General features: G+C 62.1%; 16 protein-coding genes. 12 read left to right on the forward strand and 4 right to left on the reverse strand.

Annotated elements, in window-relative coordinates:
- Positions 1-34: 34 nt before the first annotated feature.
- Positions 35-394, forward strand: coding sequence for a rhodanese-like domain-containing protein (locus H3221_RS21100; RefSeq protein WP_196476072.1), 360 nt, complete (start codon positions 35-37; stop codon positions 392-394).
- Positions 391-1,191, forward strand: coding sequence for a c-type cytochrome (locus H3221_RS21105; protein WP_196476073.1), 801 nt, complete (start codon positions 391-393; stop codon positions 1,189-1,191). Before H3221_RS21100 ends, H3221_RS21105 begins: the two co-directional genes overlap by 4 nt.
- Before the next feature lie 93 nt (positions 1,192-1,284).
- Here the strand turns inward: H3221_RS21105 and H3221_RS21110 are convergent, their stop codons facing one another.
- The 4 genes from H3221_RS21110 to H3221_RS21125 all read right to left on the reverse strand — a co-directional run bounded on the left by H3221_RS21110 (position 1,285) and on the right by H3221_RS21125 (position 5,530).
- Positions 1,285-2,082 (reverse strand): transglutaminase family protein, encoded by a 798-nt coding sequence (locus H3221_RS21110; protein ID WP_196476074.1) that lies wholly within the window; start codon positions 2,080-2,082, stop codon positions 1,285-1,287.
- Positions 2,079-3,029, reverse strand: a complete 951-nt coding sequence (locus H3221_RS21115; protein ID WP_036999933.1) for an alpha-E domain-containing protein — start codon at positions 3,027-3,029, stop codon at positions 2,079-2,081. The genes H3221_RS21110 and H3221_RS21115 overlap by 4 nt, the downstream gene beginning before the upstream one ends.
- 2 nt (positions 3,030-3,031) lie before the next feature.
- A complete protein-coding gene (locus H3221_RS21120; protein ID WP_196476075.1) occupies positions 3,032-4,441 on the reverse strand; it encodes a circularly permuted type 2 ATP-grasp protein in 1,410 nt (469 codons plus the stop codon).
- Between the two features lie 414 nt (positions 4,442-4,855).
- Entirely contained in the window at positions 4,856-5,530 is a 675-nt protein-coding gene (locus H3221_RS21125) for an alpha/beta family hydrolase (protein WP_224490717.1), read from the reverse strand.
- A gap of 101 nt (positions 5,531-5,631) precedes the next feature.
- Here H3221_RS21125 and ccoN (H3221_RS21130) point away from each other — a divergent pair, with 101 nt between their 5' ends.
- The 10 genes from ccoN (H3221_RS21130) (at position 5,632) to H3221_RS21175 (ending at position 14,476) form a co-directional block, all read left to right on the forward strand.
- Positions 5,632-7,071 carry a cytochrome-c oxidase, cbb3-type subunit I gene (gene ccoN, locus H3221_RS21130; protein ID WP_196476077.1) on the forward strand — a complete coding sequence of 480 codons (1,440 nt, stop codon included), beginning with the start codon at positions 5,632-5,634 and terminating at the stop codon, positions 7,069-7,071.
- Entirely contained in the window at positions 7,071-7,679 is a 609-nt protein-coding gene (gene ccoO / locus H3221_RS21135; protein WP_196476078.1) for a cytochrome-c oxidase, cbb3-type subunit II, read from the forward strand. Before ccoN (H3221_RS21130) ends, ccoO (H3221_RS21135) begins: the two co-directional genes overlap by 1 nt.
- A gap of 5 nt (positions 7,680-7,684) precedes the next feature.
- Entirely contained in the window at positions 7,685-7,864 is a 180-nt protein-coding gene (locus tag H3221_RS21140; RefSeq protein WP_017677201.1) for a CcoQ/FixQ family Cbb3-type cytochrome c oxidase assembly chaperone, read from the forward strand.
- Positions 7,861-8,787 (forward strand): cytochrome-c oxidase, cbb3-type subunit III, encoded by a 927-nt coding sequence (gene ccoP, locus H3221_RS21145; RefSeq protein WP_196476079.1) that lies wholly within the window; start codon positions 7,861-7,863, stop codon positions 8,785-8,787. The genes H3221_RS21140 and ccoP (H3221_RS21145) overlap by 4 nt, the downstream gene beginning before the upstream one ends.
- Positions 8,788-9,133: 346 nt before the next feature.
- Entirely contained in the window at positions 9,134-10,576 is a 1,443-nt protein-coding gene (gene ccoN / locus H3221_RS21150; protein ID WP_017677203.1) for a cytochrome-c oxidase, cbb3-type subunit I, read from the forward strand.
- A complete protein-coding gene (ccoO, locus tag H3221_RS21155; RefSeq protein ID WP_017677204.1) occupies positions 10,576-11,184 on the forward strand; it encodes a cytochrome-c oxidase, cbb3-type subunit II in 609 nt (202 codons plus the stop codon). Before ccoN (H3221_RS21150) ends, ccoO (H3221_RS21155) begins: the two co-directional genes overlap by 1 nt.
- A gap of 6 nt (positions 11,185-11,190) precedes the next feature.
- On the forward strand, positions 11,191-11,379 hold the full coding sequence (locus H3221_RS21160; protein ID WP_017677205.1) for a CcoQ/FixQ family Cbb3-type cytochrome c oxidase assembly chaperone: 189 nt from the start codon (positions 11,191-11,193) through the stop codon (positions 11,377-11,379).
- A complete protein-coding gene (gene ccoP / locus H3221_RS21165) occupies positions 11,376-12,371 on the forward strand; it encodes a cytochrome-c oxidase, cbb3-type subunit III (RefSeq protein WP_196476080.1) in 996 nt (331 codons plus the stop codon). Before H3221_RS21160 ends, ccoP (H3221_RS21165) begins: the two co-directional genes overlap by 4 nt.
- 160 nt (positions 12,372-12,531) lie before the next feature.
- Positions 12,532-13,944 carry a cytochrome c oxidase accessory protein CcoG gene (gene ccoG, locus H3221_RS21170; protein WP_192985058.1) on the forward strand — a complete coding sequence of 471 codons (1,413 nt, stop codon included), beginning with the start codon at positions 12,532-12,534 and terminating at the stop codon, positions 13,942-13,944.
- 13 nt (positions 13,945-13,957) lie between these two features.
- Complete coding sequence (locus H3221_RS21175; protein ID WP_196476081.1) at positions 13,958-14,476, forward strand: FixH family protein; 519 nt, start codon at positions 13,958-13,960, stop codon at positions 14,474-14,476.
- The last annotated feature ends 8 nt before the right edge of the window (positions 14,477-14,484 follow it).

Raw genomic sequence — 14,484 nt, forward strand, 5'->3', positions numbered from 1 at the left:
ATGCCGGGCTCATCAATTTACTCTGGAGCACGCTATGCGCCTGATTCTCTTACTCTCCGGCCTGCTCGTTCTGTTCACTGCCCAAGCAAGTGGAATCGACCAGACAGCGGCCATTTCCGCTCTGCAGCAAAGCGATAGTCTGCTGATCGATGTACGCAGCGCCGAGGAATTCGCAGAGGGCGCACTGCCTGGTGCGATCCGCATCGGCCACGAAGAAATCGCCGCGCACATCGCCAGCGTCGCCCCGGATAAAGATCGGCCGCTGGTGTTGTATTGCCGCAGCGGACGTCGCTCGGCCCTGGCCCAGCAGAGCCTGGAAGAAATGGGCTACACCCGAGTGATCAATGCCGGCGCCTATGACGAGCTGCTGCCGTTGCTGAACAACGACGAATGAAAGCCGCCCTGCTTCTGACGTTGACCATCCTGAGCAGCGTTGCGCAGGCTGCCGAGTTCGAGGTGCAGCTCAACAACGGCCAGCACACGTGGAGCAGCAGTGAACTGCTGAACCACCCGCAAGCTCGGGATATTGATATCGCCAATGACGTCAGCTACAAGCGTCCCATGCAGTACCGCGCCGTTCCAATAAGAGCATTGCTGGAGGGTGCTGCGCCCGGCGACCACCTGCAGGCCGTGGCCCAGGACGGCTTTGCCGCAGAACTACCCGCCGCGATCCTGCTGACCAAGGAAGGAGCGAAGGCCTGGCTGGCCATCGAAGATCCACAACATCCCTGGCCGCCACTGGCGCAGGGCAAACCCAGCGCTGGCCCCTTCTATCTGGTCTGGACCAATGCCGCCGCTAGCCAGATCGGTCCGGAGCAGTGGCCATTTCAGGTCGCCAGGATTCGTCAGCTGGCGCCCGTCGAGCAGCGCTTCCCTGCCCTGCTACCGGCCACGGATGCAGACTCTGAAATCCAGGCAGGCTTCGCCGCCTATCAGAAGAACTGCATGGCTTGCCATCGCCTCAATGGCGCGGGCGACTCCGAGTTCGGCCCAGACCTGAACATCCCGCACAACCCGACCGAATACTTCACAGGCGATTTTCTACGCCAGTACATCCGTGCCCCGCAGAGCCTGCGGCGCTGGCCGCAGGGGCGCATGCCGGCGTTCAATGAGCAGGTATTGCCACCTGCTGAGCTGGAACAATTGATCGCCTACCTGCGGCACATGGCCCAGCGCAAGAACGCCCTGTAACCTGCGGGCAGGGTGCGCCGTGCGCACCGGTGTTGTGGCGCGGCGTCTGCGCTGCACGCGGCGCACCCTACGTCATGACCGCCTATCGGCATCTCACTGCTGGCGCACCTGCAGCAAGGGCGCGACCTGCACCTGCGCGTGCATCTGCTCGCAACCGCCGCCACGGCGCATGCCGCGTACCGGGCAGGCATCAAGATAATCCAGGCCCACAGCCAGCTTGAGGTGACGTTCCGGGCGCGCCAGGCAGTTGGTCACGTCGAAGCTGTACCAGGCGTCGCCCACCCAGGCCTCGGCCCAGGCATGGCTGGCCAGGTGCTCGGCGTCATCGGTGTACAGGTAGCCCGACACGTAGCGCGCCGGCACGCCAAGGCTACGCGCGCAGGCGAGGAAGGCATGGGTGTGATCCTGGCAAACGCCACGCCGGCCAGCGAAAGCCTCGGCGGCACTGGTGTCTACCTCGGTGATGCCCGGCTGGTAGGCGATATGGGCATTGAGCGCATGCATCAGGTCGATCAAACCGTTGCGATCCGCACGCGCCTTGCTCTGCTGCGCGGCGAATTCGCGAATGGCATCGTCGGCCTGGGTCAGTCGGGTAAAACGCAGGAACGGCAGCGCCGACTGACGCTCATGCTCGGCCTCGCAGGTTTCGTCGATGTCCACCTGACCACGCGCGCCGATGACGATGGACTCGTGCGGCTCGTCCAGGGTCAGCACATGCAGGATGTTGCCGTAGGGATCGAGCTGAGCATGCACCGGGCGCGGCAGATCGAGCTGCCAACTGAGCACCTGCTGGCGCTCACTGTCGTGCGGGGTCAGGCGCAAGTACTGGATGCTCGCGCGCACCTGATCATCGTAATGGTAGGTGGTGTCATGGCTGATCGAGAGTCTCATGCGACCTCCAGGTAGGACGTATGGATGGTGTTGCCAAGCTGGCGCACCAGCAGGATGAAGTCGGTAAGCCAGGCGTGCAGGCCTTCGTCGAGCACTTCGTCGATACTGGTGTAGCGCAGTCGCGCATCCAGTTCGGCGGCCAGGCGCTGCGCCGGTCGACCATTCTCTCCGGGTAGACCGGCGAGCATCAGGTTGAGTTCTTCCATGCACGCACGCAGCGAGCGCGGCACGTCCGGGCGCAACAGCAGCAGTTCGGCAACCTTGCGCGTGCGTGGCGAGCCGCGATAGCTCTCGGCGAAGGCCTCGAACGAGGACAACGCGCGCAGCAACGCACTCCACTGGTAGTAGCTGCGCGCGGTGCGCTCCTCCAGCTCGTCGATCTCCTCGCCGAGCATTTCGTAGCGCGCATCGAGCAGGCGCAGGGTGTTGTCGGCCCGCTCGATGAAGGTGCCCAGGCGAATGAAGCGATAGGCCTCGCCACGCATGATGGTGCCGAAGGTGGCTCCGCGAAACAGGTGCGAACGCTCCTTGACCCACTCGCAGAAGCGGCTGATGCCGTAGCGCCCCAGGCCCTGCTCGGCAATGCCGCGCATCTCCAGCCAGCTGGCGTTGATGTTCTCCCACATGTCGGCGGTGATCCGTCCGCGCACTGCATGGGCGTTGCTGCGTGCAGCCTGCAGGCAACAGTAGATACTCCCGGGGTTGCTGGCATCGAGCGCGAAGAAGTGCAGCATGCGCTCGCCGTGCAGCGGGCCGTGACGTTCCAGGTAGTCGTCCAGGGTGCCGGTGATCAGCAGCGGCATGGCCAACTCATCAAGGCCGTCGCCACGGCCGTCCTGTGGCATCAGCGAAAGCGAGTAGCTGACGTCGAGCATGCGCGCCAGGTTCTCGGCACGTTCCAGGTAACGCGACATCCAGTACAGATCGGAGGCAGTTCTACTCAACATGATCAGTCCTCCACTACCCAGGTATCCTTGGTCCCGCCACCTTGCGACGAGTTGACCACCAGCGAGCCTTCACGCAGTGCCACGCGCGTCAGGCCACCCGGCACCAGGCGGGTTTCGCGACCGGTCAGGACGAATGGGCGCAGGTCGATATGGCGCGGTGCGATACCGCGCTCGACGAAGGTCGGGCAGGTCGACAGGCATAACGTCGGCTGGGCGATATAGGCCTCCGGCTTGGCGATCAGGCGCGCGCGAAAGCTCTCGATCTCGGCCTTGCTCGCCGCCGGGCCGACCAGCATGCCGTAGCCGCCAGAACCTTGAGTCTCCTTGACCACCAGTTCGGACAGGTTGGCCAGCACGTGGGACAGTTCCTCCGGCTTGCGGCACTGCCAGGTCGGCACGTTCTTGAGGATCGGTTCTTCGTCCAGATAGAAGCGGATCATGTCGCCGACATAGGGGTAGATCGACTTGTCGTCGGCCACGCCGGTGCCGATGGCGTTGGCCAACACCACGTTGCGCGAGCGGTAGGCCGACAGCAGCCCCGCCACGCCGAGCATCGAATCAGGATTGAAGGCCAGCGGGTCGAGGAAGGCGTCATCGAGGCGGCGATAGATCACGTCCACCTGCCGCGCACCGGCGGTGGTGCGCATGTAGACCTTGTCGTCGCGCACGAACAGGTCGGCCCCCTCTACCAGCTCCACCCCCATCTCACGGGCGAGGAAAGCGTGCTCGAAGTAGGCACTGTTGAAGCGGCCCGGCGTCAGCACCACGACCGTGGGGTTGTCCAGCGGGCTGGAACTCTTCAGCGCATCGAGCAGCAGATTGGGGTAATGATCCACCGGCGCCACGCGCTGCGCGGCGAACAACTCGGGGAACAGGCGCATCATCATCTTGCGGTCTTCGAGCATGTAGCTCACACCGCTGGGGGTGCGCAGGTTGTCTTCCAGCACGTAGTAGCTGCCGTCGCCGTCACGTACCAGGTCGACCCCGGCGATGTGCGCGTAGATGTCGCGGTGCAGGTCGAGGCCCTGCATGGCCATCTGGTAGCCCTCGTTGGCCAGCACCTGCTCGGCCGGAATGATGCCCGCCTTGATGATGCGCTGGTCGTGGTAAAGGTCGGCAAGGAACAGGTTGAGCGCCTGCACGCGCTGGATACAGCCGCGTTCGACGACGCGCCATTCGCTGGCGGGGATGGAGCGGGGAATGATGTCGAAGGGGATCAGGCGCTCGGTGCCCTGATCATCCCCGTAAAGGGTGAAGGTAATCCCGGCGCGGTGGAACAGAAGGTCGGCTTCTCGGCGGCGCTGAGCCAACAGATCGCCCGGCGTTTCTGCCAACCAGCGGGCAAATTCGCGGTAGTGCGGGCGGACAGCGCCGCTCGCGTCGTACATCTCGTCATAAAAGGTGCGGGCCATGCCGTACTCCTTGTCACCCGGACTTGCAGCATCCTCTGCAAGGCCCGAGCCAGCACAATTAATCCTTTAACTTCAAACAGATACCAACAAAACCAAAACAAAAAGCACCGTAATGGTGCGGCACAATGTTTCTGTCATGAGATGCCGCCCCATTGCGTGGCACAACAAAAATCGCTGGCCATGACAGTGCGCGGTGTAGGCAAAAAGCCTGCAGCCCTGCCCAGCAGCGACCCCGGACACTTGGCTGTCACATTGCGTGACCGACCGGTCAAGCGCAACCGCTTTTGCACCGACTATGCGAGGACCAAGCATCCGCATGAACCTGTGTAGCCCGGATAGAATCCGGGGCTGTTCGCGGCATAGACATGGATGCCATCCAGGCTACGGGAAGCAGCAAGCGGATGAAGCTCTTGCTCAGCACGCACCAAGATAGGCCGCGATCGATCCGACTGCCGTCTGCAGATGCTGCTCATGGCTGAAGCCGGATGCCTTCAATGGCTTGAGATCATGATCGGCTGCCTTCAGCCAGTGCAGCGAGATGGCCGCTGAAATCTCGTAACCCGCAACGGTCTCGCGATTGCCCAACGCGTCGCGCTCCCCCTGGATGATCAGCGTTGGCGTGCGCAGCTCAGCGAGATGGGCAACTCGTGGCTTTTCCGGCTTGCCAGCCGCGTAGAAGGGATAGCCCAGACAGATCAGCTTCGAGGCGCCCAACTCGTCCGCCAGCAGACTGGCCATGCGCCCACCCATGGACTTGCCGCCAATGGCCACAGGCCCTGCGACCCGTTGGCGCACCTGGGTATGTACTTCGCGCCATTGCTGCAGCAGTTGCGCCTGCGGATTGGGCGGTCGTTTGCGCCCGTCTGCCCGCCGCTGGGCCATGTAGGCGAACTCGAAGCGCACCACGCGTACGCCGCGTGACACCAGGCCTTGCGCCATGTGTTGCATGAACGCGCTGTCCATCGGCGCACCGGCGCCATGGGCAAGGATCAAGGTAGCCAATGCCGCCTGCGGCGGTTCGTCCCACAACCACGGTAGTCCCAGCTCACATTGACCGGCGTCAATAAACCCAGATGACCCTTTGCTCATGCTTGCCTCGCGTCGATATCCGTGGTGTTCGTGGCCTGCTCATGCCTAGGGGTGCCACGGGTATCGGACGCTCTGCCATAACCGTGGATGGAAGCCCAGACATGAACACAACAACCCGTTCCGCCTATAACTACAGGGTGGTTCGCCAGTTCGCCATTATGACGGTGGTTTGGGGCATCGTCGGCATGGGACTCGGCGTATTCATCGCTGCCCAGCTGGCCTGGCCCGAACTGAACTTGAACCTACCGTGGACCAGCTTCGGCCGTCTGCGCCCGCTACACACCAATGCGGTGATCTTCGCCTTCGGCGGATGCGCCCTGTTCGCCACCAGCTTTTACTCGGTACAGCGCACCTGTCAGACCACGCTGTTCGCACCCAAACTGGCTGCCTTCACCTTCTGGGGCTGGCAACTGGTGATCCTGCTCGCTGCCATCAGCCTCCCCCTGGGCTGGACCAGTTCCAAGGAATATGCCGAACTGGAGTGGCCGATCGACATTCTGATCACCATCGTCTGGGTCGCTTACGCCATCGTGTTCTTCGGCACGGTGATGCAGCGCAAGGTCAGTCACATCTACGTAGGCAACTGGTTCTTCGGTGGATTCATTCTTACCGTGGCCATCCTGCACATCGTCAATAACCTGGAGATTCCGGTCACCCTGACCAAGTCCTATTCGCTGTATGCGGGTGCCACCGACGCCATGGTGCAGTGGTGGTATGGCCACAACGCCGTGGGCTTCTTCCTGACCGCCGGCTTCCTGGGGATGATGTATTACTTCGTGCCCAAGCAGGCCGGCCGCCCGGTCTACTCCTACCGCCTGTCCATCGTCCACTTCTGGGCGCTGATCGCGGTGTACATCTGGGCTGGCCCGCACCACCTGCACTACACCGCACTGCCGGACTGGGCCCAGAGCCTCGGCATGGTGATGTCGTTGATCCTCCTGGCACCCTCCTGGGGCGGCATGATCAACGGCATGATGACCCTCTCGGGTGCCTGGCACAAACTGCGTACCGACCCGATCCTGCGCTTTCTGGTGGTGTCCCTGGCCTTCTACGGCATGAGCACCTTCGAAGGCCCGATGATGGCCATCAAGACCGTCAACGCCCTGTCCCACTACACCGACTGGACCATCGGCCACGTGCACGCTGGCGCCCTCGGCTGGGTCGCCATGGTATCGATCGGCTCGCTCTACCACCTGATCCCCAAGGTGTTCGGTCGCGAGCAGATGCACAGCCTGGCCCTGATCAACAGCCACTTCTGGCTGGCCACCATCGGCACCGTGCTGTACATCGCCTCGATGTGGGTCAACGGCATCACTCAGGGCCTGATGTGGCGCGCAGTCAACGAAGACGGCACCCTCACCTACTCCTTCGTCGAAGCGCTGGAAGCCAGCCATGTCGGCTTCGTGGTGCGGGTGATCGGCGGCGCGATCTTCTTCGCCGGCATGCTGCTGATGGCCTGGAACGTCTGGCTGACCGTACGTAGCGCCAAGTCAACCGAGATGGAAGCCGCTGCGCAGTTCTCGGTAGAAGGAGCCCACTGATGAAACACGAGATTCTCGAGAAGAACATCGGCCTGATGGCGCTGGTGATGATCCTTGCGGTCAGCGTTGGTGGCCTGACGCAGATCGTCCCGCTGTTCTTCCAGGACGTCACCAACGAGCCGGTCGATGGCCTCAAACCCTACACCGCACTGCAACTGGAAGGCCGCGACATCTACATCCGTGAAGGCTGCGTCGGCTGCCACTCGCAGATGATCCGTCCGTTCCGCGCCGAGACCGAGCGCTACGGCCACTACTCCGTCGCTGGCGAGAGCGTCTGGGATCACCCCTTCCTCTGGGGTTCCAAGCGCACCGGTCCGGACCTGGCCCGTGTTGGTGCCCGCTACTCGGACGAGTGGCATCGTGCGCACCTGTACAACCCGCGCAACGTCGTGCCGGAGTCGATCATGCCCGCCTACCCCTGGCTGGTGGAGCAGAGCCTCGATGGCAAGGACACTGCCAAGAAGATGAGCGTTATGCGCACTCTGGGCGTGCCCTACAGCGAAGAAGACATCGCCGCTGCCAGCGACGCGGTCAAGGGCAAGAGCGAGATGGATGCTCTGGTCGCCTACCTGCAGGTGCTTGGCACCGCCGTGAAGAACAAGAGGTGAGCGCCATGTTCGAGCTAATCGATATCGGCACCCTGCGCGGCCTAGGCACCGCGCTGGTACTGATCGCCTTCACCGCCGTCACCCTCTGGGCCTACAGCGGCAAACGCCGCGACGCCTTCGCCGAAGCGGCCAACCTGCCCTTCGCTGATGAGCCCAAGCCCGCCGTTTCGAGGACCCAAGCATGACCACCTTCTGGAGCTGGTACATCACCCTGCTGACCGTGGGCTCGCTGGTCGCGCTGTTCTGGCTGATCTTCGCCACCCGCAAGAGCGAAGTGCACAAGAACCCGACCGAGCAGACCATGGGACACTCCTTCGATGGCATCGAGGAGTATGACAACCCACTGCCCAAGTGGTGGTTCATGCTGTTCCTCGGCACACTGGTGTTTTCCGTTGGTTACCTGCTGCTTTACCCGGGCCTGGGCAACTTCAAGGGCCTGCTGCCGGGCTACGAGGATGGCTGGACCCAGGTCAACCAGTGGCAGCGCGAAATGGATCGTGCCGACGAGCTGTACGGCCCGATCTTCGCCAAGTACGCCGCCATGCCCATCGAGGAAGTCGCCAAGGACGAGCGTGCACTGAAGATGGGTGGACGTCTGTTCGCCTCCAACTGCTCGGTCTGCCATGGCTCCGACGCCAAAGGTAGCTATGGCTTCCCCAACCTGGCCGACAGCAACTGGCGCTGGGGCGGCGAGCCGGAGACCATCAAGACCACGATCCTGCATGGCCGCATGGGCGTAATGCCGGCACAAGGCCCGATGATCGGCGAAGATGGCGTACGCAATGTCGCCGCCTACGTCCTCACCGAGCTGGGCGGTCGCGAGTTGCCGGCAGATGCGCAGGCCGACGTCGCCGCCGGCAAGCAGATCTTCACCACGCTCTGCTCCGCCTGCCACACCCAGGCCGGTACCGGTATGGCCGTGATGGGTGCGCCGGACCTGACTCAGCCCAGTGCTTTCATCTACGGCAGCAGCTTCGCCCAACTGCAGCAGACCATTCGTTATGGTCGCAGCGGCAACATGCCTGCCCAGGGTGACTTCCTCGGCAATGACAAGGCTCACCTGCTGGCCGCCTACGTGCTCAAGCTGAGCCAGGGCGAAAACAAGTAACCCCTCCACTTTACCGGCGACCGAATCACGGTCGCCGGCCCCTCCTTATAAATATGCGACCCAGTGTCGCACCTGCCGACCAATAGCCCTGCAATCTACTTGATCTGGGCTAAGCTGCCTTTCAGTCGCCATTTGCCACAACTCTAAGGCGATCCTTTCTTAGCGCTGCGCAAACTGGTTGCGCCAAAAGCCGCCAGAGCTGTTTCCGAGGCCGTCGTGAACGGCTCGCGAAAGGCTCTGAAACCCTATTCGCGTCGGCACGTTACGTTGCAATGGCTACTTGCTTTCTACATACTTGCCGCCGATTTTTGCCCCATAAAACTCCATTAACCGTGGAACCCCTAGCATGAGCACAGCAATCAGTCAGACTGCTTATAACTATAAGGTGGTCCGCCAGTTCGCCATTATGACGGTGATCTGGGGGGTCATTGGCATGGGTCTAGGCGTGTTCATCGCCGCACAACTCGTGTGGCCGGAACTCAACCTAAACCTGCCGTGGACAAGCTTCGGCCGTCTGCGCCCACTGCACACCAACGCGGTGATCTTCGCCTTTGGCGGATGCGCACTGTTTGCGACTTCGTATTACGTGGTCCAGCGCACCTGCCAGACGCGCCTGATCTCCGACGGTCTGGCTGCCTTCACCTTCTGGGGCTGGCAGGCGGTCATCGTCCTGGCGGTGATCACCCTGCCGATGGGCTACACCAGCTCCAAGGAATACGCCGAGCTCGAGTGGCCGGTCGACGTCCTCCTGGGCATCGTCTGGATCACCTATCTGTTGGTGTTCTTCGGCACCATCGTCAAGCGCAAGACCAAGCACATTTATGTGGGCAACTGGTTCTTCGGTGCGTTCATCCTCGTGACCGCGATGCTGCACATCGTCAACAGCGCCGCCATGCCGGTAAGCCTGTTCAAGTCGTACTCGGCCTATGCCGGCGCGACCGACGCGATGATCCAGTGGTGGTACGGCCACAACGCCGTGGGCTTCTTCCTGACCACCGGCTTCCTGGGCATGATGTACTACTTCGTGCCCAAGCAGGCCGAGCGTCCGATCTATTCGTATCGCCTGTCCATCGTGCACTTCTGGGCGCTGATCACCCTGTACATCTGGGCCGGCCCGCACCACCTGCACTACACCGCCCTGCCGGACTGGGCACAGTCCCTGGGTATGGCCATGTCGGTCATCCTGCTGGCACCAAGCTGGGGCGGCATGATCAACGGCATGATGAGCCTGTCCGGCGCCTGGCATAAGCTGCGCACCGACCCGATCCTGCGCTTTCTGGTGGTGTCTCTGGCCTTCTACGGCATGAGCACCTTCGAAGGCCCGATGATGGCCATCAAGACCGTCAACGCCCTGTCCCACTACACCGACTGGACCATCGGCCACGTGCACGCTGGCGCCCTCGGCTGGGTAGCGATGATCTCCATCGGCTCGCTGTATCACCTGATCCCGAAAGTCTTCGGTCGCGAGCAGATGCACAGCATCGCCCTGATCAACACCCACTTCTGGCTGGCCACCATCGGTACCGTGCTGTACATCGCCTCGATGTGGGTCAACGGCATCACCCAGGGCCTGATGTGGCGCGCAGTCAACGAGGACGGCACCCTCACCTACTCCTTCGTCGAAGCGCTGGAGGCCAGCCATGCGGGCTATGTCGTACGCATGATCGGCGGCGCCTTCTTCGTCGCAGGCATGCTGCTGATGGCCTACAACACCTTCCGCACCGTGCGTGCCGCCAAGCCGGCTGAATACGAAGCGGCTGCGCAGATTCCCGCCGGAGTAGCTCACTGATGAAACACGAAATCATCGAGAAGAATATCGGCCTGATGGCGCTGCTGATGGTGATTGCCGTCAGCATCGGCGGCCTGACCCAGATCGTCCCACTGTTCTTCCAGGACGTCACCAATGAGCCGGTGGAAGGCCTCAAGCCCTACACCGCGATGCAACTGGAAGGTCGCGATATCTACATCCGTGAAGGCTGCGTTGGCTGCCACTCGCAGATGATCCGTCCGTTCCGCGCCGAGACCGAGCGTTACGGCCACTACTCCGTCGCTGGTGAAAGCGTCTGGGATCACCCGTTCCTGTGGGGCTCCAAGCGCACCGGCCCGGACCTGGCTCGCGTCGGCGGCCGCTACTCGGACGAGTGGCATCGCGCCCACCTGTATAACCCGCGCAACGTCGTGCCTGAGTCGAAGATGCCCGCTTACCCGTGGCTGGTGGAGAACAAGCTCGACGGTCGCGACACCGCCAAGAAGATGGAAGTCATGCGTGGCTTCGGCATTCCCTACACCGACGAAGATATCGCCGGTGCTCGTGATGCCGTGAAAGGCAATACCGAGATGGACGCGCTGATCGCGTACCTGCAGGTTCTCGGCACTTCCATCAAGAACAAACGGTAAGACGCTATGGACATCGGGATGATTCGCGGCATCGGTACGGCGGTGGTCTTCATCGCCTTCATCGGCGTGGTGCTCTGGGCCTACAGCAGCAAACGCAAATCGAGCTTCGACGAAGCAGCCAACCTGCCCTTCGCCGACGATCCCAAGCCCGAGTCCAAGCGCGATCAAGACTCTTCCAGGAGCAATAACCAATGACCACGTTCTGGAGTTGGTACGTAACCATTCTGTCTCTGGGCACCATCTTCGCCCTGACCTGGCTGATCTTCGGCACCCGCAAGGGCCAGCGCCAGGAAACCACCGAAGAAACCGTCGGCCACAGCTTCGACGGCATCGAGGAGTATGACAACCCGCTGCCGAAGTGGTGGTTCATGCTGTTCGTCGCCACCATCATCTTCGCCCTCGGCTACCTGGCCCTGTACCCAGGCCTGGGTAACTTCAAGGGCCTGCTGCCCGGCTACGACTACGTCGACAGCGAAAAGGAAACGCCTTTCGCTGCTGGCGTGCAGATCGCTGACGGTTCCATGCGTCACTCCGGCTGGACCGGTGTACACCAGTGGGAAAAGGAAATGGCGCGTGCCGATGAGCAATACGGCCCGCTGTTCGCCAAGTACGCTGCCATGCCGATCGAGGAAGTGGCCAAGGACGCGCAAGCCCTGAAAATGGGTGGCCGCCTGTTCGCCTCCAACTGCTCCGTGTGCCACGGTTCTGACGCCAAGGGCAGCTACGGCTTCCCCAACCTGACAGACAACGAATGGCGCTGGGGCGGCGAGCCGGAAACCATCAAGACCACCCTGCTCAAGGGTCGTCAGGGCATGATGCCTGCACAGGGTCCGGTTATCGGTGAAGACGGCGTGCGCAACGTCGCCGCCTACGTACTCACCGAACTCGGCGGCCGCAAGCTGCCGGAAGGCGTAGAAGCCGATATTGAAGCCGGCAAGCAGGTTTTCGCCACCGTCTGCTCGGCCTGCCACACTCCGGCTGGTACCGGTATGCACGCCCTCGGCGCGCCAAACCTGACCAACCCGGCAGCGTTCATCTATGGCAGCAGCTACGCACAACTGCAGCAGAGCATCCGCTACGGTCGTCACGGCAACATGCCGGCTCAGGAAGAATTCCTCGGCAATGACAAGGTGCACCTGCTGGCTGCCTACGTGTACAGCCTGTCGCACAAGGCACAAGAGCAGTAAGCACAAACGACTCTTTTGACAAGGGTCAATGAACGCCCGGGTCGCGACCGCTGGTCGCACCCGGGCGTTGTCTTTCAGGCGTACCATATAGCTACCGTGAATTGACCCTGACCGGCACGTATCGGCCCGGGCTGCCAACCAACCGCCGTGGTATGCATTGATGAGCGAACAGATTCCCGTACAGGACGTCACCCCTCCCTCTGCCAAGAATGCCAGCGTCGATCTCTACGCCAGCCGCGAGAAGATCTATACCCGCGCGTTCACTGGCCTGTTTCGTAATCTGCGACTCGCTGGCGGCGCCCTGCTCTTCCTGCTGTTCTTCGGCACCGTCTGGCTGAGTTGGAACGGCCGCCAAGCGGTCTGGTGGAACCTCCCCGAACGCAAATTCCATATTTTCGGCGCCAGCTACTGGCCGCAGGATTTCATGCTGCTGTCCTGGCTGCTGATCATCTGCGCCTTCGGCCTGTTCTTCATAACCGTTTTCGCCGGTCGCGTCTGGTGCGGCTACACCTGTCCGCAGAGCGTGTTCACCTGGGTATTCATGTGGGCGGAGAAGGTCACCGAAGGTGACCGCAACCAGCGCATGAAGCTGGACAAGCAACCCCTGAGCGGCAAGAAACTGGGACGCAAGCTGGCCAAGCACGGCATCTGGGTGGGCGTGTCGCTGCTGACCGCCATCACCTTCGTCGGCTACTTCACGCCTATTCGCGAACTGGTCATCGAGATCTTCACCGGTGAAGCCAGCGGCTGGGCCTATTTCTGGATCGGCTTCTTCACCCTCGCCACCTACGGCAACGCCGGCTACCTGCGCGAGCAGGTGTGCATCTACATGTGCCCCTATGCGCGCTTCCAGAGCGTGATGTTCGACCAGGACACCCTGATCGTCTCCTACGACCCGCGCCGTGGCGAATCACGCGGCCCTCGCAAGAAGGACGCTGATTACAAGGCGCAGGGCCTCGGCGACTGCATCGATTGCAAGATGTGCGTCCAGGTCTGCCCTACCGGCATCGACATCCGCGATGGCCTGCAGATCGAATGCATCGGCTGCGCCGCCTGCATCGATGCCTGCGACGACATCATGGACAAGATGAACTATCCCAAGGGACTGATCAGCTACACCACTGAACATAACCTGTCCGGGCGCAAGACCCACCTGCTGCGCCCACGCCTGATCGGATACGCTGTCGCGCTGGTCGCCATGATCGGCCTGTTCGCCTGGGCAGTGGCCAATCGCCCGCTGGTGGAGCTGGATGTGCTCAAGGACCGCGTGCTGTTCCGTGAGAACGAGCGCGGCCATATCGAGAACGTCTATACCCTCAAGATCATGAACAAGGCGCAGCGCGACATGACCTACGTGATCAGCGCCGACGGCCTCGACGGCCTGGTCTACGAAGGCAAGCGCGAAGTGCGGGCCCTGGCTGGCGAGGTGTATTCCTTCCCGGTCGAGCTGTCCATCGCACCGGAGAAGCTGCCGTCGAGCGCCAACAATATCGTCTTCCACGTACAATCCGCGGATGACCCCAGTATCAAGAACGACGCCGACAGCCGCTTCATCGGCCCAAGTGTCCGCTGACAATGGAAAACGCATGACCGAGCAAACCCCATCGCCAGTCAAACCCTGGTACAAGCAGTTCTGGCCCTGGTTCATCCTGTTCCTGCTGGGCTACTCGGTGGTGCAGGGCCTGACCCTGCTCACCATCGCCACCAAGAACCCGCCAGGGCTGATCTCCGACGACTATTACGATGTCGGCAAGGGCATCAACCAGTCGCTGGAGCGCGAGAAATTGGCCGAGCGCCTGCAATTGCATGGCGAGCTGGTGCTGGACAACACCACAGGCGTCGCCACGCTGTCGCTGGAAGGCAACAGCAAGCCGCAGCAGATCGTTCTCAACCTGATCTCGCCGACCCAGCCGGAGCGCGACCGCCGCGTGATCCTGCAACCGGCGGCTGACGGTCAGTACCGTGGACAGATGGTCGACGAGGTCAGCGGTCGTCGCTTCGTCGAACTGCTCGGCCAGGAAGGTAGCCAGAACTGGCGCCTTTTCGAGGAAGAGAACATCACCGGTGGCCAGACCATCATGATCGGTGACAATCCCTCCTACTGACCCAGCCA

Source organism: Pseudomonas chaetocerotis (genome assembly GCF_015712105.2).
Lineage (GTDB): Bacteria > Pseudomonadota > Gammaproteobacteria > Pseudomonadales > Pseudomonadaceae > Aquipseudomonas > Aquipseudomonas chaetocerotis.

Coding starts and splice junctions, on each gene's coding strand:
- H3221_RS21100 (WP_196476072.1), top strand. CDS start 35: ATGCGCCTGATTCTCTTACTCTCCGGCCTGCTCGTTCTGTTCACTGCC.
- H3221_RS21105 (WP_196476073.1), top strand. CDS start 391: ATGAAAGCCGCCCTGCTTCTGACGTTGACCATCCTGAGCAGCGTTGCG.
- H3221_RS21110 (WP_196476074.1), bottom strand. CDS start 2,082: ATGAGACTCTCGATCAGCCATGACACCACCTACCATTACGATGATCAG.
- H3221_RS21115 (WP_036999933.1), bottom strand. CDS start 3,029: ATGTTGAGTAGAACTGCCTCCGATCTGTACTGGATGTCGCGTTACCTG.
- H3221_RS21120 (WP_196476075.1), bottom strand. CDS start 4,441: ATGGCCCGCACCTTTTATGACGAGATGTACGACGCGAGCGGCGCTGTC.
- H3221_RS21125 (WP_224490717.1), bottom strand. CDS start 5,530: ATGAGCAAAGGGTCATCTGGGTTTATTGACGCCGGTCAATGTGAGCTG.
- ccoN (WP_196476077.1), top strand. CDS start 5,632: ATGAACACAACAACCCGTTCCGCCTATAACTACAGGGTGGTTCGCCAG.
- ccoO (WP_196476078.1), top strand. CDS start 7,071: ATGAAACACGAGATTCTCGAGAAGAACATCGGCCTGATGGCGCTGGTG.
- H3221_RS21140 (WP_017677201.1), top strand. CDS start 7,685: ATGTTCGAGCTAATCGATATCGGCACCCTGCGCGGCCTAGGCACCGCG.
- ccoP (WP_196476079.1), top strand. CDS start 7,861: ATGACCACCTTCTGGAGCTGGTACATCACCCTGCTGACCGTGGGCTCG.
- ccoN (WP_017677203.1), top strand. CDS start 9,134: ATGAGCACAGCAATCAGTCAGACTGCTTATAACTATAAGGTGGTCCGC.
- ccoO (WP_017677204.1), top strand. CDS start 10,576: ATGAAACACGAAATCATCGAGAAGAATATCGGCCTGATGGCGCTGCTG.
- H3221_RS21160 (WP_017677205.1), top strand. CDS start 11,191: ATGGACATCGGGATGATTCGCGGCATCGGTACGGCGGTGGTCTTCATC.
- ccoP (WP_196476080.1), top strand. CDS start 11,376: ATGACCACGTTCTGGAGTTGGTACGTAACCATTCTGTCTCTGGGCACC.
- ccoG (WP_192985058.1), top strand. CDS start 12,532: ATGAGCGAACAGATTCCCGTACAGGACGTCACCCCTCCCTCTGCCAAG.
- H3221_RS21175 (WP_196476081.1), top strand. CDS start 13,958: ATGACCGAGCAAACCCCATCGCCAGTCAAACCCTGGTACAAGCAGTTC.